Source organism: Chryseobacterium sp. PvR013 (assembly GCF_017833095.1).
Lineage (GTDB): Bacteria > Bacteroidota > Bacteroidia > Flavobacteriales > Weeksellaceae > Chryseobacterium > Chryseobacterium culicis_A.
In genome coordinates this window covers 4,760,600-4,780,161 of sequence record NZ_JAFIBT010000001.1, presented here as the reverse complement: position 1 = coordinate 4,780,161, position 19,562 = coordinate 4,760,600, and the positions used below count along the sequence as shown (strand labels likewise).

Annotated in this window: 20 protein-coding genes; 4 read left to right on the top strand and 16 right to left on the bottom strand. The window is 36.1% G+C overall.

What is annotated here, in order from left to right:
- Nucleotides 1-73: 73 nt before the first annotated feature.
- From JOE44_RS21730 to JOE44_RS21720, 3 genes are all read right to left on the bottom strand, one after another.
- Nucleotides 74-697 (bottom strand): hypothetical protein, encoded by a 624-nt coding sequence (locus JOE44_RS21730; protein WP_209787486.1) that lies wholly within the window; start codon nt 695-697, stop codon nt 74-76.
- 17 nt (nt 698-714) lie between these two features.
- On the bottom strand, nt 715-1,494 hold the full coding sequence (locus tag JOE44_RS21725) for a hypothetical protein (protein ID WP_245169841.1): 780 nt from the start codon (nt 1,492-1,494) through the stop codon (nt 715-717).
- 62 nt (nt 1,495-1,556) lie between these two features.
- Entirely contained in the window at nt 1,557-2,177 is a 621-nt protein-coding gene (locus tag JOE44_RS21720; protein WP_209787477.1) for a DUF5715 family protein, read from the bottom strand.
- A gap of 219 nt (nt 2,178-2,396) precedes the next feature.
- Between JOE44_RS21720 and aqpZ the strand changes: the two genes are divergently transcribed.
- Entirely contained in the window at nt 2,397-3,113 is a 717-nt protein-coding gene (gene aqpZ / locus JOE44_RS21715; RefSeq protein WP_105681808.1) for an aquaporin Z, read from the top strand.
- A 271-nt stretch (nt 3,114-3,384) separates the two neighbouring features.
- Here the strand turns inward: aqpZ and JOE44_RS21710 are convergent, their stop codons facing one another.
- From JOE44_RS21710 to aceB, 11 genes are all read right to left on the bottom strand, one after another.
- A complete protein-coding gene (locus JOE44_RS21710) occupies nt 3,385-3,930 on the bottom strand; it encodes a hypothetical protein (RefSeq protein WP_209787475.1) in 546 nt (181 codons plus the stop codon).
- Nucleotides 3,931-4,042: 112 nt separating this feature from the next.
- The gene (locus JOE44_RS21705) at nt 4,043-5,035 is read right to left on the bottom strand and encodes an acyl transferase (protein WP_209787473.1); all 993 of its coding nucleotides are present in this window, start codon (nt 5,033-5,035) and stop codon (nt 4,043-4,045) included.
- Nucleotides 5,036-5,231: 196 nt separating this feature from the next.
- Nucleotides 5,232-6,002 carry a UDP-2,3-diacylglucosamine diphosphatase gene (locus tag JOE44_RS21700; RefSeq protein ID WP_209787471.1) on the bottom strand — a complete coding sequence of 257 codons (771 nt, stop codon included), beginning with the start codon at nt 6,000-6,002 and terminating at the stop codon, nt 5,232-5,234.
- Nucleotides 6,003-6,025: 23 nt separating this feature from the next.
- Complete coding sequence (locus JOE44_RS21695; protein ID WP_047097353.1) at nt 6,026-6,472, bottom strand: 6-carboxytetrahydropterin synthase; 447 nt, start codon at nt 6,470-6,472, stop codon at nt 6,026-6,028.
- A 72-nt stretch (nt 6,473-6,544) separates the two neighbouring features.
- Nucleotides 6,545-7,987: a serine hydrolase gene (locus tag JOE44_RS21690; RefSeq protein WP_209787469.1), complete on the bottom strand. Its 1,443-nt coding sequence runs from the start codon at nt 7,985-7,987 to the stop codon at nt 6,545-6,547.
- Between the two features lie 78 nt (nt 7,988-8,065).
- Nucleotides 8,066-8,446 (bottom strand): hypothetical protein, encoded by a 381-nt coding sequence (locus JOE44_RS21685; protein WP_209787467.1) that lies wholly within the window; start codon nt 8,444-8,446, stop codon nt 8,066-8,068.
- A gap of 32 nt (nt 8,447-8,478) precedes the next feature.
- Nucleotides 8,479-9,645 carry a hypothetical protein gene (locus JOE44_RS21680; RefSeq protein ID WP_209787465.1) on the bottom strand — a complete coding sequence of 389 codons (1,167 nt, stop codon included), beginning with the start codon at nt 9,643-9,645 and terminating at the stop codon, nt 8,479-8,481.
- Nucleotides 9,646-9,677: 32 nt separating this feature from the next.
- A complete protein-coding gene (locus JOE44_RS21675) occupies nt 9,678-10,064 on the bottom strand; it encodes an acyl-ACP thioesterase domain-containing protein (protein ID WP_209787463.1) in 387 nt (128 codons plus the stop codon).
- 129 nt (nt 10,065-10,193) lie between these two features.
- The gene (locus JOE44_RS21670; RefSeq protein ID WP_209787461.1) at nt 10,194-10,763 is read right to left on the bottom strand and encodes an OmpH family outer membrane protein; all 570 of its coding nucleotides are present in this window, start codon (nt 10,761-10,763) and stop codon (nt 10,194-10,196) included.
- Between the two features lie 179 nt (nt 10,764-10,942).
- Nucleotides 10,943-12,226, bottom strand: coding sequence for an isocitrate lyase (gene aceA / locus JOE44_RS21665; RefSeq protein ID WP_348635077.1), 1,284 nt, complete (start codon nt 12,224-12,226; stop codon nt 10,943-10,945).
- Nucleotides 12,227-12,335: 109 nt separating this feature from the next.
- Complete coding sequence (aceB, locus tag JOE44_RS21660) at nt 12,336-13,910, bottom strand: malate synthase A (RefSeq protein ID WP_209787457.1); 1,575 nt, start codon at nt 13,908-13,910, stop codon at nt 12,336-12,338.
- Nucleotides 13,911-14,036: 126 nt separating this feature from the next.
- Between aceB and JOE44_RS21655 the strand changes: the two genes are divergently transcribed.
- The 3 genes from JOE44_RS21655 (at nt 14,037) to JOE44_RS21645 (ending at nt 17,218) form a co-directional block, all read left to right on the top strand.
- The gene (locus tag JOE44_RS21655; protein WP_209787455.1) at nt 14,037-15,515 is read left to right on the top strand and encodes a helix-turn-helix transcriptional regulator; all 1,479 of its coding nucleotides are present in this window, start codon (nt 14,037-14,039) and stop codon (nt 15,513-15,515) included.
- A 172-nt stretch (nt 15,516-15,687) separates the two neighbouring features.
- Entirely contained in the window at nt 15,688-16,341 is a 654-nt protein-coding gene (locus tag JOE44_RS21650) for a double zinc ribbon domain-containing protein (RefSeq protein ID WP_209787453.1), read from the top strand.
- 190 nt (nt 16,342-16,531) lie between these two features.
- Nucleotides 16,532-17,218 (top strand): alpha/beta hydrolase, encoded by a 687-nt coding sequence (locus JOE44_RS21645; RefSeq protein WP_209787451.1) that lies wholly within the window; start codon nt 16,532-16,534, stop codon nt 17,216-17,218.
- A gap of 1 nt (nt 17,219) precedes the next feature.
- On the opposite strand, the gene upp is transcribed toward JOE44_RS21645, so the two are convergent.
- Both upp and der read right to left on the bottom strand, forming a co-directional pair.
- The gene (gene upp / locus JOE44_RS21640; RefSeq protein ID WP_209787449.1) at nt 17,220-17,870 is read right to left on the bottom strand and encodes a uracil phosphoribosyltransferase; all 651 of its coding nucleotides are present in this window, start codon (nt 17,868-17,870) and stop codon (nt 17,220-17,222) included.
- Nucleotides 17,871-18,033: 163 nt separating this feature from the next.
- The gene (der, locus tag JOE44_RS21635) at nt 18,034-19,344 is read right to left on the bottom strand and encodes a ribosome biogenesis GTPase Der (RefSeq protein WP_209787447.1); all 1,311 of its coding nucleotides are present in this window, start codon (nt 19,342-19,344) and stop codon (nt 18,034-18,036) included.
- Between the last annotated feature and the right edge of the window lie 218 nt (nt 19,345-19,562).

Sequence of the window (19,562 nt, the reverse complement as noted above, 5' to 3'; positions counted from 1 at the left end):
TAAGCTAACAGAATAAAGGATACTATAACTGTTATGGTAACAATTATAAGGATCAGCAGATTGATATTTAAAGTTACTTCTTTAATTTGAAAAAAGTGTATAAAAATGAACAGTACAAAATACTCGAAAGAATATTATTGGCACTGAGAATAATATAATAATCGTTTTCTGACAGATTCGCTATCTGATGCTGGATGATAAAGATAAATACAGAGACTGAGTAATAGAAGAAAATACTGGCATCTACAAGTAGAAAACGGTTCTGCAAAGATGTATTCTTAATCTCACGGATCAGGGTAAATCCGGAAAGACAGATAATGATAATATTGGAAACCACTTTTGCTATATCGGCATTTCCGGGATAATCAAATCCATATTTCGAGATCATAAAACCTGCCGCGATCAGTGCGGTACATCCAAGAACAGATTTTGGTAAGTCCAGTTTTCTGATAAATAAACCAGTCAGCAGAAAAAACTCTCCTGCAATATATAAAGGATAAAGGAATGACGTATCATTCAATCTGAAGATATAAGGCAGCGCAAGATTCAGCAGCTCAATAAAAAAAAGAAAAGCAATACAATGAAAATACTGCTTTTCTTTATGATTTAATATGCGGTATTTTGCTGCTCCCAGCAGTATAACAGATAGGAGCAGTGCATAATTCAGGAATAAAATTGCCTTATAAAGTCCAGCCATTCCTTAGTTTATCGTTTTTAAAATTCACCTCCAACTTCTACATCCGGAATACGGCAGATAGGCGGACATGGTTTTGCCCAGTCGTAAGTATTGGAAATTGGTTCGGCTCCAAGTTCTGCATTCCTAAGATTTTCACGGAAAGAGATAAAGATAAGCGTTACCAACATTTTCCCGTAAATATCATTGTATCTGATTCCAAAAGAACAGGTGATACCTGCTAAACCATCATCTGAAAGGCAAAGGTCTGCTGTAGGAACATAGAATTTTCTGAAAATTCCACTTCCTTGATTTTCTCTGGTCTCTTTATAAAACCAATCCATCCCTTGATTTCTCCAGCGTTCAATAGCATCTACGGCTTTGTCCTGCTCAAGAATTGGGGTATTGGAAACCGGAAGTCCCATATTGGCATTTTTTTCCATGCTCTCAAGATCTTTAGACAGAACCGCATTTCTAATAAGCGTATATTCTTGGATTTCCTGGAGTCTCAGATCCTTTTCCAGCTCGGTAAGGAAGCTGTATGGATATTCTTTTACATCTATTTTTACCCCATCATTGTTCATAGGATAAAAGATAAGAATCAATCGGTCTCTGTAAATTCCTACTGCCGCACAGAAGTCTTTATAATCCTTAAACTCCTTCATCCATTCAAGGTGTTCTCTGGAAATATTAAAAACATAGTTGGTAGGGATAAGTTTTTGAATTTTGGAAAAGTCAGAAAGACATGCTTTCCACTGGTTTGACGCTGCTCTACATTCTTCTACAGGCAGCATATAGTCTACAATGTTTAATGTTGACATAAGCATAGTTTTTAGTCGTATAAAAATATACAAACTAAATATGCTATGCAAGAGGATTTTAATTAATAATTTTTCACAGTAATATGATAACAGCTCTGCTGCTTCTCTTTGATGTAATATATTCTACCGGCTTTCTCGTAATACTTTAAAACTTTCTCCAGAGCTATTTCCATTTTGGGATTGTATTTCAGAACATTGTTGAATCTTACGTAAGAAATGTCAAAAGAGTTGCCGTAGTTGTGAGAACTAATCCCCAGAGAGGCATTAGAATTCACTCTTCTCAGCCTGCACTGGTCTTCAAGAGTTCTGGTAATGGATGAAACAGTAAATGTACCACCTTTTGTATCCTTGCTGAACTTGGAACCTATTTTCTCAAGAGTTGTTTTTGCCTTGGATACCATATAAGGTCTGCTGTAATCAAGTCTCTGAACCTGATATCCTTTGCCGGATTTTTTTATTTTGTGGAATTTTCCTTTGTTGATATATTTCTGTACGGTTTTGGAATCTTTCAGTAATTGTACCCCAAAACTCTTTGATGCATCAAGATGAGGTTTATAAAGTGGCGTAGGCTCAACCTTCAATACAGTGCCAAGATCATAGCAGGGAAAAGCTTTTTTAGCTGTCTGCGAATAATGTAAACTATAAATAAAAGGTACAAAGACCACACAAAGAAACTTTCTCATTCACCATCCTTTAAAATTACAAATGAAAGATAAAACATTTATGTTATATCTTTCAAAACTGACGATAATACTCTCTAAATAAATCCCAAACAAACTTTACACCAAATTACAGATTTTGCAATTTTTGTTCCCACTTTTTTGAAATATTTTTTCAGTTTTTGCTTTTTACTTTAAGATTTAAATTTTACATTTGAGATACTTTAAACAATAAACAACATGATAAAAAAACTTTTCGCTGAATTTTTCGGCACATTTTGGCTTGTTTTCGGAGGGTGTGGAAGCGCTGTTTTCGCAGCTGGTGTTCCAGACATCGGCATCGGACTTTTAGGCGTTGCTTTAGCCTTCGGTCTTACTGTTCTTACGATGGCTTACGCGGTAGGCCATATCTCAGGAGGGCATTTTAATCCGGCAGTTTCTTTCGGACTTTTAGCGGGAGGAAGATTTCCTGCAAAAGACCTTGTTCCTTACATTGTAGCCCAGTGTCTTGGAGCAATTGTAGCAGCAGGATGCCTGTATACAATTCTTAACGGTGCCGGAGCGGTAGAGTTCTCAAAACCCGGAGATTTTGCCACAAACTTTTACGGTGAAGCCGTTTACAATGGAAAAGCTTTCAGTATGGGAGCCGCATTTCTTGCTGAGTTCTTACTCACTGCTTTTTTCCTAATTGTAATCATGGGAGCTACAGACAAATGGGCTAACGGTAAATTTGCCGGTCTCGCCATTGGTCTTGCTCTTACTTTGATTCACCTGATTTCTATCCCGATTACGAATACTTCTGTAAACCCTGCAAGATCACTTTCTCAGGCAGTCTTTATGGGAGGCATTGCTATGTCACAGCTTTGGCTGTTCTGGGTAGCCCCTATTTTGGGAGGAGTCGTAGGTGGATTGATCTATAAGTTCTTACTTCAGAGAGATACTGCTGAAATTGCAGATTAATTTTAAAATAATATCCCATTATAAAATCCTGTCAGGCGGCAGGGTTTTTTATTTTCTGATTTTGAATAAATTGCTTTGAAATTCTTTGTAAACGCAAAGATTTTATGAAGGAGAGCTTTTATTCAAGGGAACAAAGTGGTTACGACTACGTCGCTGATGAAGCTAATTGTAATGTTTGCTTAGTAAGAATCAATGAAATTGATTCCTTCTTTGCATCCTTAAGACATATCAATAAGAAATTAAACTTTGCGTTAAAAAAAAATTTTTGATCTTATTTCAGTTTTTTGATTTCAAAAGGGTTTTTGAAGATCAGTTCTTCATGTTTTCCTTTGATTTCCATTTTACGCTGGAGAAGATTCAAAGCCATTTTTCTGATAAAAAGATCTTTATCATTCAGCTTCCAGTAAGAATCTTCATGAAGCTGTTTAGGGTTGCGGATCAGATAAAATTCAGTTTCCCAGGTATCAACATTATGATAGAATTCAATGATTCCGCAATGTTCAGGGATAAGTTCTGCATCTACCATTCCCATCGGGAGCAAGAAACTGAAAGCATTACACATATAATCTCCACAGGAAATTTTATCATGTTTCAGAAATTTTTCTCCGGTATCTTTATTCAGGTATGATTTTTTGAAATCATTTTTAAAATCACTTTTTGAAAGTTTGATCTCTATTTCATGACTTCCCCCATCTGAATCTATGATCAGAATATCCGCTTCCCAATCTGCCTGAAAATAATTCGTCAGTACAATTTCTTTTTCAAAATCGCAGTGTGAATGGATGTAGGCGTGTATAAGTTCTTCTATTTTGAGCATGAATATAATTGTACAAAGTAAAATGTATAATGTATTTATGATAATGCCGGAATACAAAATTGACAAGCAAAGCGAATTGACAATTCACCATTGCTTTCTTTAGTTTAAATCATCAACTCACCAGCAGACTGCATCCTCTGATATCGGAATGGTCTATTCTTCCTAATACCTGAAATTTATCACCTACTATTTTTCCTAAATCCTGTGTGGCAATAAATGAACAGGAATGGGTGTTGGCAAGATCAATAATGTTAATAGCTCCTGTACGTCCTTCTTTTTCGTAAGCTAAAGGATCTTCTGCATTCCGAACCATAATTCTCATCCAGTTTGGACATTCATATTCGTTATTTCCAAGGGAATAAGCCTGTGAAAGCAACTCTGTCATAGAATATTCAGAATAAATTTTGTCTGTTTTAAGCCCTTCCTGCAAGATTTTCAACAATTCATCCTTTGTCATTTCTTCCTTTCGTCCTTTCATACCTCCAGTTTCTATCACCACTAAATTTTCCTGAAAATTTAGAGATTCTTCGCTTTGCTCAGAATGACAGTAATCAAGAAAGTCTAATAAGGCAAAAGAAACTCCGAAAAGAATAACTTTTTTATCCTGCAGTGTATTCAAAAGTTCAAAGAGTTCAGAATGATTATAAAGGAAATATCCGTTTTCCGGTTTGGCAGATTTCTTCATCAGATAATCTACCATATAAATCAGTGATGAATTTTGTTTCTCAAGATAACTTGGGAGTAAACCCAGAAAAATAAAGTCTTCCGGTTTTCCGATAAACTGCTCAAAACTTTTATAAATGCTCTCTTCATAAAGATCCGGATCTGCTATAAAATGTTTGGAAAGATTCATCTGGGTAGTTCCTGAACTCTGAAAGAAAAGATCTGCAGCAGCATTTTTATCCAGGATCTGATGGTTTTTAAACATTTCAATAGGCAGGAAAGGAATTTTTACCAGACTGTCTACCTCAGCGGGATTAACCTTCAGAAAATCAACGAATTTCCTGTATATTTCAACATTTTCATATTGATAACGAAATGTTTTCAATGATGCATTCAGGAAATCCTGTTCAGTCTGTATGTTGAATATATTATTTAATTCCATAACTTTTTTCAACCCTGCTACCACCTCATTACAAGATAGTTACAAAGGTAATGTATTGATATTAATAATTTTTTAATGTATGAAACCTATTTTGGTAGACTTATTGCAATTATCTAAACGGAATATGGATTAAAAACAAGAATGGGTTTTCCACCCGTTCGAAAGTTACCTCTTTTAGGGGTAATTTTTTTTTGTTTTATTTTTCAAAAGTCCTGAGTTCAAAATCCTTTTCAAAAACCCCATAAGTGAAATAGGAAATCCAGTCTCCAAGGTTGATATATTTTGCATTCTGTTCAAGATCCAGTACCATTGGCAAATGCCTGTGTCCGTAGATAAAGTAATCAATCTTCTGGGTTTTCAGCTTTTCTTTAGAATAAATAATCAGAAATTCTTTATCTTCTCCAAGAAATGCTTTGTCTTCTTCTCCGGAGATCATTTTATTTTTTTGGGACATATATAAAGCAATTTTCATCGCAATATCCGGATGAAGCCATTTGAAGAACCATTGTGCCACAGGGTTTGTGAATAGTTTTTTCATTCTTTTATATCCTTTGTCTCCAGGCCCTAATCCATCTCCATGAGCCAGCAGAAACTGCTTCCCACCCATTTCAAAATATTGTTTCTGGTAGAATACTGTGCACCCAATCTCTTCTTCCAGATAATCTTTCATCCAAAGATCATGGTTTCCGACAAAGAAATAAATATGAATTCCCCGGTCTTTCAATTCTGCAATTTTTCCAAGCACGCGCACGTACCCTTTTGGAATAACATGCTTCCATTCATGCCAGAAATCAAAAAGATCACCCATTAAAAATAAAACCTGAGCATCTCCTTTGATCTCGTCCATCCAGTGTATAAACCTCTCCTCACGCACCTTACTTTCCTTGGTTGTAGGAGCTCCAAAATGCTGATCCGAAGCAAAGTATACTTTTTTTCCAGGTTCTAAATTAATTGTTGTTTTTAGCACTTTCTGAGTTTTGTGGGATAAAATTATTGATTATCTTCTGCAAACCATTCTCCATAAGAGTTTTCTGTCTCATGAAGCTTAAGATAAGCTAAAGAAATTCCTTCAGGAAGTCTTGATTTGATTTTAGCAGCAATGGCATATAACATGTTTTCACAGGTTGGCTGGAAGCTGCAATAGATTACTTTATGTCCCTTCTGCTCAAGATCATCTCCTAATTCTTTGTGAGGAGACAGGGCATTAACAAGAACCGCATGGTCCCATACATCTACGATTTCAGACTTTACGATACTTTTAATATCTCCGAAATCTACCACCATTCCATTTTTAGGATTTTCAATATCATTGATCGGTTTTCCTTTCACTGTTACAAACAGCTTATAAGAATGTCCATGCATATTTTTACACTTCCCATCGTAGTTGTAAAGTACGTGAGCCGTTTCGAATGTAAAAATTTTTGTAATACGTATCATAGTACAAAGATATGATAAAACAGCTTAATACAGAAGAGACTGTTTCTATTACAACGATTTTACCTATTCTTTTTAATCAATTTTTAACGTTAAATTATTATCCTGAGATCCATCCACATTCATTGCATTGGAAGGTACAGAAAGCCAACCGTTTTTATTCATTATAAATTTAAACTGGTAAGTCTTTCCTTTTTCGAACTTAGATGTTGGGATTGACAGTTCAAAAGTATTATTCTTTTTCAGACTCATCTGAAATACTTTATCCTCAGGATTCCAGTCATTAAAGGAGCCTGCCACTGAAATATTTCTGATCAGCTCTGTGCTTTGTTTTTCAGGAAACTGATAGGAAAAAATAACAATATCTTTTTCTTTTCGGTACCCGTAAATTTCTTTTTTACTTCCGGGATGAACAAAAGATTCGGTTCTTGTATATTCCTCTGCCAGCGTATATGGGTTCAGCAACTGTTTATTCATGATGCCTGCAATCTGGTTGACCATGGTATAAAAAACAGGAAAGGTTTTATACCCACTTGACATCAACACAATAGACATATTCTGGTCCGGATAAATTCTGTATGCACTAACATTTCCACCAGAAAAATGATATGATTTTATGTTATTAAAAGTTGACATATCCCAACCGTGGGTAAATTTGATATCTTTATTTTTATATTCAAAAGGTTTCCACATCAGGTCTTGTGTGGAAGGTTTCAGGAAATCATTCTTACTAAGATGGATACTCCATTCTAAAAAAGCAGGCAGCGTAATAGCCAATCCATTGGCAGAGTGAGCTCTTCTTCCTTCCACAAAGGTAGATTTATCATAGTGACGGGTATCATTGTTGTAGATATACTTTACAATTCTGTTCGGAATTTTCTCCATAGAATCAGAGGAGAATACCACTTGATGTCGGGAGTCTGAAAACTGATTTTTTGTGATATAGTCTTCAAATTTCTCACCCGTTATTTTTTCAATAATCATGGCGATCAGCATGTAATTTGTCTGATTGTATCTATAATCACTTCCAGTTTCAAATTCCATTTTTTCTTTTGACAACCGCTCAATAACTTCAGCATTGGGAGCATCTATGGAAATATCACTGAAACGAATCCAATCCGGCAGTCCTGAAGAATGAGAAACAAGATTTTTTACCTGAACATTTTGCCAGTCTGTTGGTACATTGTCAATATATTTTGAAATTTTATCTTCCAGGGATACTTTCCCTTGTTCAACAAGCTGAAAAAGGCCGATATTTGACATCAGCTTTGTAGTAGAATATACCCTGAACATGGAATGGGAATCTACTTTTTTATCACTTTCCAGCGTTTCTGTTCCATAATATTTCTGAAAAGTTACTTTATTATCGGTTACGATTCCTACCGCTATTCCCGGTATTTCATTGATTTGAATAACCTTTTTTATATAGTTATCAATAGCTTTTGACTGTTCTGCCGTCTGGCTGTAACCCATAAAGAAAAAACTTGAAAATAATAGAGTTAAAACAGATGATTTCATGGAGATGTTTGTTTGATGTTTCCTTATTAAAACAACTGTGTTTCTTATTATATTACATTAGGAAAAAGTTATTTGGGTTTATGGTTTTAACGGGTCTGTTTCAAAACCTAATTCATTCAAATAATCAAATCCGTTTTGTATTTCCATTGAATTGAAGCCCGACCATCCTTTTTGTAATCCCAATAAAATAAACTGTTTGATGTATTGTGGCTTATTGAGATTTACCTCATCTTCTGAACACGTGATTTTATTCATCAGCTTCACCCCTGATTTTAAAGGCTGTCCCATAATATAATCATCCACAGTCATACATTTGATGATTAAAGGAGTTTGTTTTTGTCCCTTAAAAAAAACTTTTACAGTCAAAGTATTAGTTTTAGTTTCGGAATGATATTGATCAGAAACTGAATACAAGTATTCTACTGCATTGATGGTTATTTTTCTTAACTTACTTTTCATTACCTCTTTTTTCTACCAAGCTATTTCAAACATTATTTTATCGTTTTTTCAAATCTGTTAATGACTTTGTACTCTTTGTCTTTAATCACAATATCATAAATTCCTTTATCCAGAATTAAAAAAAGGTTGTCTTTGGAAGTATTAATCTCAATGATATCAGCAGGAATTCCTTCTTTTTCAAACTCTCCTTTTCTGTATGCTAACACCAAAGCCGGATAGCTGGAAACTTTAGAAACCGGAATCTTATAAAATTTTCTGTTTTTATTCAGCATCCAATCTGGTCTGCCTTTACTATATTGTGTGACGGGATGAATGATTTTAATATCGGTATACAAATCTTTGTCTTCACCATTATATATTCCCTGGTTTTCATCTTTTAAAACAACAGGAACAGTATTACGTACCAATCTTAAAAGCGGTTCATTATACTTCAGATTGCTTTTTTCTGAAAACTGAGTCTGATCAATGGTAAACGGATTAATCCCTGTTAAATCCGAAAGCCTTCCTGCCATTGTTTTCTCCCATGATTTATGAATTCCTTCATAAGCATGTTGATATCCGCAATAGATCAGATATTTTCCATCTTTATTTTTCTGCATAAAATTGAAGATATTTTGTGCTTCTCCAATTTCCCTTTCTTTATTATTTCCTTCAGCCTCGTATGGAAATAGGGTAAACCCAATTTTCAGAGCATTATAAATAAAATTCCCAAATTCCGGTTCTTTGGAATAATATCCACTGCTGAGTGTTGCAAACTTTTCGCTGTTTAAAGAGTCATTCGCCAATGTTTCAATTCCTAAATATCGATATCCTCTGTCATATAATCCCTGAAGTAAAGAAGAGGCAAAGTTTCTGTGGCTTGCATTGTGATGAGCTTCATTAATGATAACAATCTGTTCATGGACTGCTTTTTCCAAAATATAATCTTTTGCCTTAACAGGATTTAATTTTGTAAACTTCAAGCTATCTGTGACACTTAGTTTTTTAACCCTTCCAAAAGTCATATCCCAACTTTCTAGTGCAGGTTTATATTGTCCGCTTATTGAATAATACGTTGCTGCCATCTGGCTTCTCCATGACTGACTTTGAGTGGAGTCTGCCACCTTTTTTTTAATATCATCGGTAAACCAGTAGGGATTTTCCTGACTATAACTTGCTATGCTCAGCAATAGCAAAGCCAGTGAAGAAAAGAATTTCATGTGTATTTAGCTTTTGAATTAATGTTTTACTGCTAAAAAAACTTTTCCAGCCAGTCATGATCCAGACGTTTGATCTTCTTGGTTTCAGGATCAAACAAAATCCAGAGTGTACTGGAGGCCACCACAAGTTCATCATTGCAATAAAATTCAACTTTCCTTGGCTGCCTGGCTCCCTCAGGAGTCATGGGATAAGTTCTTACCGTGATGATATCATTCAGATAAACCTGCTTTTTATATTGAATATGATGATCCAGAAGCATCCAGGCATCGTTGATATATTCGGTTTTATACTTTAAAAGATCCCAATGCTCAGCGGCTACTTCTTCCACCCAGTGCACATACTGTACATTATTCACGTGGTTATTCTGATCAATATGTTCTTCTGTTACTCGTATCTGTTTTTCGTACATTAAGTTCATTCTCCTGAAAGTTTACTCAAATTTATCATTTTAAAACAGAACTGTCTTCATCCGGCTCTACACTTTTGTGCATAAAAAAACGGAATCATGCGTTATGATTCCGTTACAATATTCAGTATAATGAAATTCTTATTTTTTCCCCGCAGGTTTTGCAGGCGCTGCTGTAGCTCCTAATTTACTTTTCACAAGAGCAGTGATATCCTCACTTCCATCGTTGTAAACAAGATTATTAGATTCCTGTGATGCCACATCAAATATATAATTCAGGCCTCTTTCTTTGGCAGCAGAGGAAATAGCAGATCTTACTTTTTGCTGTAGAGGTGTCAGCAATTCACTTTGTTTAGCAGCAATATCTTTACCTGCCTGTGCTCTGGCCTCTTCTATTTTCTTACCAATACCTTGCAGTTCTGTTTGTGCAGCGATAAGTTCTTTAGTCACCGCTTCTTTATTAGCTTCACTCAGAGTTTTCTCTTTATCTTTTGCTGCTTTCAGTTTGTTCTGATATTCAGTAATCAGTTTTTCAATTTCAGTCTGCTTGGTTTTAGTTAGATTATCAATAGTGGTACCTATAGTTTTTGCTTCGGGTAAACTTGCAAAAATTTCATCAGTATTTACGCTTCCAATCTTCTGTTGCGCTTTCGCAGCATTTGCAGTAAGTGTTAATCCTAATGTAATAAAAAGTACTTTGATTAAATTCATTTTTAATATTTTTTTTCGTCCTCAAATATAATTCAAATTTTCATTATTTATCATGGGGATTTTTCATTTATCATTTCATTACCCGAATGAGACTTAAAACCGAACTTAATCACCATCAATACAGAAAAACCTCCCCACAACAGAGAAGGTTTAACATCAAAAAAATATGGAAAAAATGACTAATGGAATTGTGCGGTTTCTGTAGAATCTTTCATCGCTACGGTGGCTGAAGAGCCATTGGTAACAATATTCTGTATTTCATCAAAATACCCTGTTCCTACAAAAGACTGATGCTTCACTGCTCTGAATCCTTTCTGCTGTAATGCAAACTCACGCTCCTGAAGCTCTGAATATCCCGCCATTCCTCTTTCTTTATATGCTAATGCCAGTTCAAACATAGCTGTATTCAGCGCATGGAATCCTGCCAGCGTAATAAACTGAAATTTATATCCCATTTTAGCCAGTTCCTCACGGAAAGTAGACATTTCTTCTACGCTCAGCCTTGCAGCCCAGTTAAATGAAGGAGAACAGTTGTAAGCCAACATTTTCCCAGGGAATTTTGCATGAATTCCTTCTGCAAATCTTCTCGCCTGCTCCAGATCAGGATTTGAGGTTTCCATCCAGATCAGGTCTGCATACGGAGCATAGGATAAACCTCTGTCAATCCCCTGTTCTACTCCGTTTTTCACTACATAAAATCCTTCGGAAGTTCTTTCTCCTGTTACAAATTTCTTATCTCTGTCATCAATATCAGAAGTCAGTAAATCTGCAGCATCCGCGTCTGTTCTTGCAATAATAAGGCTCGGAACTCCCAGTACATCGGCAGCCAGACGGGCAGCAATCAGTTTATTTATAGCTTCCTGAGTGGGTACTAATACTTTTCCTCCAAGATGTCCACATTTTTTTGCGGAAGAAAGCTGATCTTCAAAATGAACGGCTGCTGCACCGGCTTCAATCATTTGTTTCATCAGTTCAAAAGCATTCAGGTTTCCTCCAAAACCTGCTTCTGCGTCTGCAATAATGGGTACCAGATATTCTTTATTTCCTGTTCCGCTCACAGACTGTACCTGATCTGCTCTCAATAAAGCATTATTTATTTTCCTCACAACAGAAGGTACTGAATTGGCAGGATACAATGACTGATCGGGATACATTTCACCTGATAAGTTAGCATCTGCAGCTACCTGCCAGCCTGAAAGATAAATAGCTTCCAGTCCGGCATCTACCTCCTGTACTGCCTGATTGCCTGTCAATGCGCCAAGTCCTGCCACATAATCCAGGGTATTTAATTTATCCCAGAATTTTTTGGACATTTCTGTAGCAATTGTGTAATCTATGGTATAAGATCCGCGAAGTTTTAAAACTTCTTCTGCCGTATAAGGTCTTTTCACCCCATTCCAGCGTGGATTTGTCAGCCAATCTTGTTCAATAGCCTGGATTTGTTCTTGTCTTGTTTTCATAATATTTGGATTTTGTTTGATTAGGTTTTAGATTAATTTTGTTACTAGTTTCTGATTCCATGGTTAATTGGTTTTCAATCAGCAACTATAAAACCAGCAACCAACATTTTTCCTAAATAAAAGGATATGCTTTAAGGGTCAGAAATTCTTCAAATTTTTCAGAAAAAATCAATTCATTGAAAAGTTCTTTGGCAAGATTAAATTTCCCGTTTTGGAAACGAAATTCCCCCACATACTTTTCAATATTGTCCATTTCTTCTTTTTCCCACTGCAAAATCATACTTCGGGTTAATGTTCTGTCATCACTCAGTACAGCTTCGTTTTTTAGCCATTGCCAGATCTGGGTTCTTGAAATCTCTGCAGTAGCAGCATCTTCCATCAGATTATAAATGGCAGCAGCACCCGTTCCCATCAGCCAGCTTTCAAGGTAAAGAATTCCTACATTGATATTTTTTCGGACGCCTTTCTCTGTGATCTCTCCTTTGGGAATTTCCAACAGATCGCTTTCCGTTATATGGTATTCAAATTTTTTCTCGATCTGATTTTTAGAAGGCATATATTGGTCAAAAATTTCTTTAGCAACAGTCACTAATGCCGGATGTGCCACCCAGGTTCCGTCATGACCGTTTTTCACTTCCCGTTCTTTATCATTTCTTACTTTCTCAAAAGCAGCATTATTAGCTTCATCATTATCTTTTACAGGAATCTGCGCGGCCATTCCACCGATAGCATGTACATTTCTTTTATGACATATTTCTATCACTCTTTTTGAATAAGCACTCATAAAAGGAGAACTCATGGTCACCTGATCTCTGTCCGGAACAATAAATTCAGGAAGATTTCTGAACTTTTTAATGTAAGAGAAAATATAATCCCATCTGCCACAGTTCAGCCCTGCGCTGTGTTCTTTTAATTCAAATAAAATTTCATCAATCTGAAATGAGGCAGTAATGGTTTCGATTAAAACAGTGGCTTTAATAGTTCCCTCCGGAATTCCCAGATAATTTTGGGCAAAAACAAAAACCTCATTCCACCAGCGTGCTTCTTTATAATGTTCCAATTTTGGAAGATAAAAATAAGGGGCACTTCCTTTTTCCAAAAGCGGTGTTACATTTCTGAAAAAATACATTCCAAAATCAATCAGTGAACCGGAAGTTTTCTCCCCACTGATTTCAATATGTTTCTCCGGAAGATGAAGACCGCGTGGACGAACCTGTAAAACCGCAGTTTTTTCATGAAGAGTATACGATTTTCCTTTTTCGTTGACAAAATCAATAGTCCGGTTAATCGCATCAGAAAGATTAATCTGTCCCTGAATACAGTTTTCCCATACCGGCGAAGTGCTGTCTTCAAAATCAGCCATAAATGTAGACGCTCCGGAATTCAGGGCATTGATAATCATCTTACGGTCCACCGGTCCGGTAATTTCTACTCTCCTGTCCAGCATATCGTCAGGAAGCGGAGCACATACCCAATTTCCGTTTCGGATTTCTGCTGTTTCTTTTAAGAATTCAGGAAGTTTTCCTTCATCAAGATGCTCCTGTATATTTTTTCTTTCTTCTAAAAGTTCAAGTCTTTTATGATTGAAGTTCTGATGGAGTGCAATCAGAAAATCTACCAAATCAGGAGTAAATATTTCCTCAAACTGCTTCTGCGCCTTAATTTCTAATTGAGTCTTAGTTTCCATAACTTATTGATTTTGTGATTTGATGTTACAAACATAAATAAAAATTTTCACAAATAGCGAACGTTCGCTAAATTTATTTAAAATTTATTATGCGAATAATCGCATCTATTTATTTATATTTGAGTAATGAATTCAGAAAGCGACTTTATCAAAACAGTTTTTGGGTTAAAACTGAAACAGCAGAGACAAAAGAAAAACTGGTCTCTGCAGGATCTTGCTGTAAAGACAGGATTATCAAAATCTTACCTCAACGAGATTGAAAACGGAAAAAAATATCCCAAGCATGATAAAATCATTCAGCTTTCTGATGCTTTGAGTTGTACTTTTGATGATCTGGTTTCCACCAAGCTTGATAAAAGTCTTGCTCCTTTCAATGAAATTCTGCAGTCTGATTTCTTTAAAGAAGTTCCACTGGAACTGTTTGGGATCAATAAAAACAACCTGATCAGCATTATCAGTGATGCTCCTAAAAAAGTAACTGCTTTTATCAATGCGCTGATTGAAATTTCCCAGAATTATAATTTGGGAAAGGAAAGGTTTTATTTTGCGGTATTAAGATCATTCCAGGAGTTGTACGATAATTATTTCCCGGAAATTGAGGAAAAAGTAAGGGTATTTATCCTGGAAAACCAGTTACAAATCGGAAAAAATTTAAAATCTGAAGTGCTGGAAAAAATTCTTATAGAAAAGTTCAGTTATACCATTCAATCTGAAGATTTTGAAAAATACGGAACGCTGGATAATCTCCGTTCACTTTTTATTCCGGAGAAAAAACTATTGCTCTTGAACCAAAAACTAGAGAAGGATCAAAAAACTTTTATCCTTGCAAAAGAAATTGGATTCAATGTTCTGGAATTAAAAACCCGCCCGAACACTTATTCCTGGCTTGATTTCGGCAGTTTTGAAGAAATTCTGAATAACTTTTACGCTTCTTATTTCGCAGGAGCTCTGCTAATTTCAAAACAACCCGTTATTGAAAAAACTTCTGAGTTCTTTCAGCAAAACACATGGGAACCTAGCCATTTCGAGAACCTTATCAACAGCTTTACCCGCTCTCCCGAAACTTTTTATTACCGGCTTACCAATATTCTTTCGGCTGAAATGGGAATCAAAGATCTGTTTTACTTATGTCTGGTAAAAAAGAAAAATTCATATAAAATTCAGATTTTAAAAGAGCTCCACCTGAACCATCAGCAAGCTCCTCATGCCAACGCAATGAACGAACATTATTGCAGGAGATGGATTGCCGTGAAAAACCTTGATGATTTAAAAGAAAATGAAACCCTGACAGATGCTCAGATCTCACATTATAAAGATCAGGGAATAAGCTATCTGGTTATTTCCACCTCACAGAGAAATCCTTTTTCGGATGGAAGCAACAGAAGTTATTGTCTGGGGATTTTATTGAATACTCAGACGATCAAAAAAATAGGTTTCATCAAGTCTCCTTCTTTAAAAACGATCAATGTAGGTGTGACCTGCGAATCATGCAGTATTGCCGATTGTGAAGTAAGACAAGCACCTCCGGTAAGGCTGGAAAAGGAACATTTTAACCTGAGTATGAAAAGCTCTGTGGAGAAGATCAGGAAGAGGTTTGAGAATTAAAGGGTGAAGAATGAATGGTGAATGGTAAATCGTCAATTCGCTTTGCTTGTGAATTTTTAATACTGTTATGAAGTATTCTTTTATGAACTTTTCCGCCTTCAATTCACTTACGAAGTAAAATTCACCATTGACTTAATTGACTTTTATTTCCTATCTTAGTGAAAACACACTTATGATATTAGACTTATTGTTTCCGAACCGTTGCACCCATTGCAACAGAATCATTGATCCTGAACTTTTGATATGTGATCTTTGCCTTACCCAGATTCATTTTACCCATTATGATTATTTCGAAAACACTCCGATCAAAGAAAAATGCAGTTTATTTTTTCCGGTTGAAAACGCATTTGCTTTAATACAGTTTGAAGAGAAAGGCTTAAGCCGGCAGATTGTTCATGAGCTAAAGTACAGAAGCAGGGAAAAGGCAGGAAAAATTCTTGCAGACTGGACTATCGAACGCCTGGAATTCAAGGATGAAAAACCTGATTTATTGGTGAGCGTGCCCCTTCACCCCAGGAAACTTAAGGAACGCGGATATAATCAACTTCATTTATTCACAGAAACTTTATCTTCATTTTACAACATTCCTTTTAATCATCAACTCATTAAAAGAAATCATTATTCAAAAGCACAGGCTTTAAAGGATAAACAACACAGACTGGAATCTGTCCATACATTCTCCATCACTCAACCTATTACCGGAAAGCATATTCTTTTGATTGACGATGTTTTCACTACAGGAAATACGGTTTCGTCTATAGCATGGGAGATTCTCAATGCAGGAAATAATAAAGTGAGTGTTTTGGTAATGGCTGTGGATGTTTAATGTGGGATGCGAGGTTCGAGGTTCGAGGTTCAAGAAGGAAAGATATAGGGTGAAAAATTCAGAGTATGAGGTACAGAGCTATGTTCAAAAATATTCTCAAACACTAAAACCCTAAAACTCTCCCACACTCTTACCCAAACCATTTTCATCATTCAATTCTTTTTCCTAATTTTCCGGAAACTAAACCACTATGCCAAATCTGCTTTTACTGCACGGAGCCTTAGTTCACAGCGACATTTTCAAACCTTATCTGAATACTTTATCCCAATATTTTACGGTATACACTCCTTTGTTTTCAGGACATGGAGATCAGGAACTTCCGGCAGATGGCATTACCATTGAAAAATACACCCAAGAACTCTCCGAATACTGTAGAGTGAATAACTTAACAGATGTATCAATCTTCGGACATAGTATGGGAGGCTATGTTGCCCTTTGCTACGCAATGGAAAATCCTGAAAATGTAAATTCTATTATAACACTGGGGACAAAGTTCGACTGGACTGAGGAACAGTCTTTGAAAGAAAGTAAGATGCTTAATCCAGATGTTATTCTTGAAAAAATTCCGCAGTATGCCCAACTTTTAGAATCCCAGCACGGAGCAAAATGGAAACAGCTTCTTCCGGCTATTGCTGGTTTAATGATTGATTTAGGTAAAAATCCTCCTTTGGAAAACAATCTTGCTACGATTACTACTCCAACTCAAATTATGGTGGGAGATAAAGATAACATGGTAACTATCGAAGAGAGCACAAGGGTTTACAAAAGTCTTCCCAATGCAAAATTGGCCGTACTCCCAGACACAAAGCATCCTATAGATAAAGTACGACCTGATTTATTATTGAATTTAATAAAAGATTTCTGGAATCTTTCTTAAGTTATCTCTGAAGTTTTTCTCCGTAGCTCAAGTCTCCGGCATCTCCTAATCCTGGAGTGATATACCCTTTTGAAGTCAAGTGTTCATCCATTGCTCCTACCCAGATATGCGCTTGAGGATATGCATTCTGAATGGTCTCTACCCCTTGTTTTGATGCAATTGCTACAACAATATGAAGCTGGGTCGGATTTCCATTGGTTAGCAGGTCTTTGATCGCTTCAATTAAAGAAGCTCCTGTTGCCAACATGGGATCTGCCACAATCAGAGGTCTTCCCTCGATGCTCGGACAAGTCAGATAATCCTGTTTGATAGAGAAATAATCGTTGGCATCGTGTTTTCTGTAGGCTGCTACAAAACCACAGTCTGCTCTGTCAAGATAGTTCAGGATTCCTTCGAATAATGGAACTCCGGCTCTCAAGATAGTTGTAATAACGGGTTGTACAGCAATTTCTCTGCTTTTTATTGTATCTAAAGGAGTTTGAATTTCAACTTCTCTGTACTCCAGTCCTTTACTGATTTCAAAAGCGGCAATCTCCCCGATTCTTTCCATATTTCTTCTGAATCTCATTCGGTCATGTTGAATGTCAACGTTTCTAAGTTCGTTGATCCATTCATTGACAAGAGAAAAGTGTTGCGATAAAATAGTAAGCATGAAAATTTATTTTTTTAATTTCAGTTAATTGATATTAATTGCTGCAAAATTACAACTAAAAAACGAATTGAAAGTTTGGGCTTGAGGAGAAAATCTGCTCTAATTCAATAAAAAACTCCGGCAAGCTTTGCTTGCCGGAGTTTCTGATGAACACTTGTTCTCATTATTTTTGTCTGAAATACACTTCAATTGGAACTCCGGTAAACCCGAATTGTTTTCTCAACTGGTTTTCAGTAAATCTTTTATAAGGTTCTTTCACATATTGTGGAAGGTTACAGAAGAATACAAACTGTGGTGACGGTGTAGGAAGCTGTACACAATATTTGATTTTAATGTATTTTCCTTTTAGTGCCGGTGGCGGTGTCTGTTCAAAGATCGGAAGCATTACTTCATTTAGTTTTGAAGTTTTAATTTTCTTCTTACGGTCTTCGTAAACCTCCATGGCTAATTCTACCGCTTTTAAGATTCTCTGCTTCGTTAATGCTGAAACGAATAAGATTGGAATATCCTGGAACTGACCAATTTTATCTTTGATTGATCTTTCGAAATCACGCATCGTATTGGTCTGCTTGTCTTCGATCAAATCCCATTTATTCACAAGGATCACAATTCCTTTTCTGTTTTTCTGAGCTAAACCGAAGATATTCATATCCTGAGATTCCCATCCCTGGGTAGCATCTACCATAATGATTACCACGTCAGAATATTCAATAGAACGGATAGATCTCATTACAGAATAGAACTCAAGGTCTTCGTTTACCTTAGACTTTCTTCTCATCCCTGCAGTATCTACCAATACAAACTCATGTCCGAATTTATTATATAAAGTCTGGATACTGTCTCTGGTAGTTCCCGCAATATCAGTAACGATATTTCTTTCAACATCCAATAAAGCATTGGTCATCGTAGATTTTCCTACGTTTGGACGGCCCGCGATAGTGATTTTTGGAAGCCCTTCAAAAGGATCTTTATATTCTGTAGTGGGAAAATCTTTAATGATATCATCTAACAAATCTCCTGTCCCGGAACCTGTAGCTGAAGAAAGTGTGTAATATTTATCAATTCCTAACTGATAGAATTCAGTTGCAGGAAGCTCTTCTTTTGCAGAATCTACCTTGTTGATAACGATATAAATCGGCTTGTTGGATCTTCTAAGAAGTCTGTAGATTTCGTAGTCTGTATCAGTAAGTCCTTCTTCCACATTCATCATGAAGATGATAGAAGTTGCTTCATCCACTGCCAATTGTACCTGCTTACGGATTTCCTCTTCAAAGATATCATCTGTACCTACATCATAACCTCCGGTATCAATTACTGTAAAGTCTACTCCATTCCAGTCGGATTTTCCGTAATGACGGTCTCTGGTAACACCAGCTGTAGAATCTACAATAGCTTCTCTTCTTTCTAATAAACGATTAAAAAGCGTGGATTTTCCTACGTTGGGACGTCCAACGATTGCGACAATATTTGACATAAAAAATGTTTAATAATCCTTTTGCTTTGCTCAGGATATGTTATTAATGGGTTACTCCAACTTTTGGAGCCCAATTTTTTGCAAAGATAAGGTTTTATTATTTAACAGCACTTCAAGGATGGAAGCCGGAAGAAGGAGGCTGGGACGCTCTATTCATCGGAGAATTCATAAGAGTCATTCACTTTAAAACTGAACAGAAAATATCTGGAATGCCACTA

Excerpts from the sequence above, each read along its gene's own strand:
- JOE44_RS21695 (WP_047097353.1), bottom strand. The coding sequence starts at position 6,472 with ATGATACGTATTACAAAAATTTTTACATTCGAAACGGCTCACGTACTT.
- JOE44_RS21645 (WP_209787451.1), top strand. The coding sequence starts at position 16,532 with ATGCCAAATCTGCTTTTACTGCACGGAGCCTTAGTTCACAGCGACATT.
- JOE44_RS21720 (WP_209787477.1), bottom strand. The coding sequence starts at position 2,177 with ATGAGAAAGTTTCTTTGTGTGGTCTTTGTACCTTTTATTTATAGTTTA.
- JOE44_RS21730 (WP_209787486.1), bottom strand. The coding sequence starts at position 697 with ATGGCTGGACTTTATAAGGCAATTTTATTCCTGAATTATGCACTGCTC.
- JOE44_RS21650 (WP_209787453.1), top strand. The coding sequence starts at position 15,688 with ATGATATTAGACTTATTGTTTCCGAACCGTTGCACCCATTGCAACAGA.
- upp (WP_209787449.1), bottom strand. The coding sequence starts at position 17,870 with ATGCTTACTATTTTATCGCAACACTTTTCTCTTGTCAATGAATGGATC.
- JOE44_RS21655 (WP_209787455.1), top strand. The coding sequence starts at position 14,037 with ATGAATTCAGAAAGCGACTTTATCAAAACAGTTTTTGGGTTAAAACTG.
- JOE44_RS21680 (WP_209787465.1), bottom strand. The coding sequence starts at position 9,645 with ATGAAATTCTTTTCTTCACTGGCTTTGCTATTGCTGAGCATAGCAAGT.
- JOE44_RS21675 (WP_209787463.1), bottom strand. The coding sequence starts at position 10,064 with ATGAACTTAATGTACGAAAAACAGATACGAGTAACAGAAGAACATATT.
- JOE44_RS21670 (WP_209787461.1), bottom strand. The coding sequence starts at position 10,763 with ATGAATTTAATCAAAGTACTTTTTATTACATTAGGATTAACACTTACT.
- JOE44_RS21690 (WP_209787469.1), bottom strand. The coding sequence starts at position 7,987 with ATGAAATCATCTGTTTTAACTCTATTATTTTCAAGTTTTTTCTTTATG.
- JOE44_RS21725 (WP_245169841.1), bottom strand. The coding sequence starts at position 1,494 with ATGTCAACATTAAACATTGTAGACTATATGCTGCCTGTAGAAGAATGT.
- aceB (WP_209787457.1), bottom strand. The coding sequence starts at position 13,910 with ATGGAAACTAAGACTCAATTAGAAATTAAGGCGCAGAAGCAGTTTGAG.
- JOE44_RS21705 (WP_209787473.1), bottom strand. The coding sequence starts at position 5,035 with ATGGAATTAAATAATATATTCAACATACAGACTGAACAGGATTTCCTG.
- JOE44_RS21710 (WP_209787475.1), bottom strand. The coding sequence starts at position 3,930 with ATGCTCAAAATAGAAGAACTTATACACGCCTACATCCATTCACACTGC.
- der (WP_209787447.1), bottom strand. The coding sequence starts at position 19,344 with ATGTCAAATATTGTCGCAATCGTTGGACGTCCCAACGTAGGAAAATCC.
- JOE44_RS21685 (WP_209787467.1), bottom strand. The coding sequence starts at position 8,446 with ATGAAAAGTAAGTTAAGAAAAATAACCATCAATGCAGTAGAATACTTG.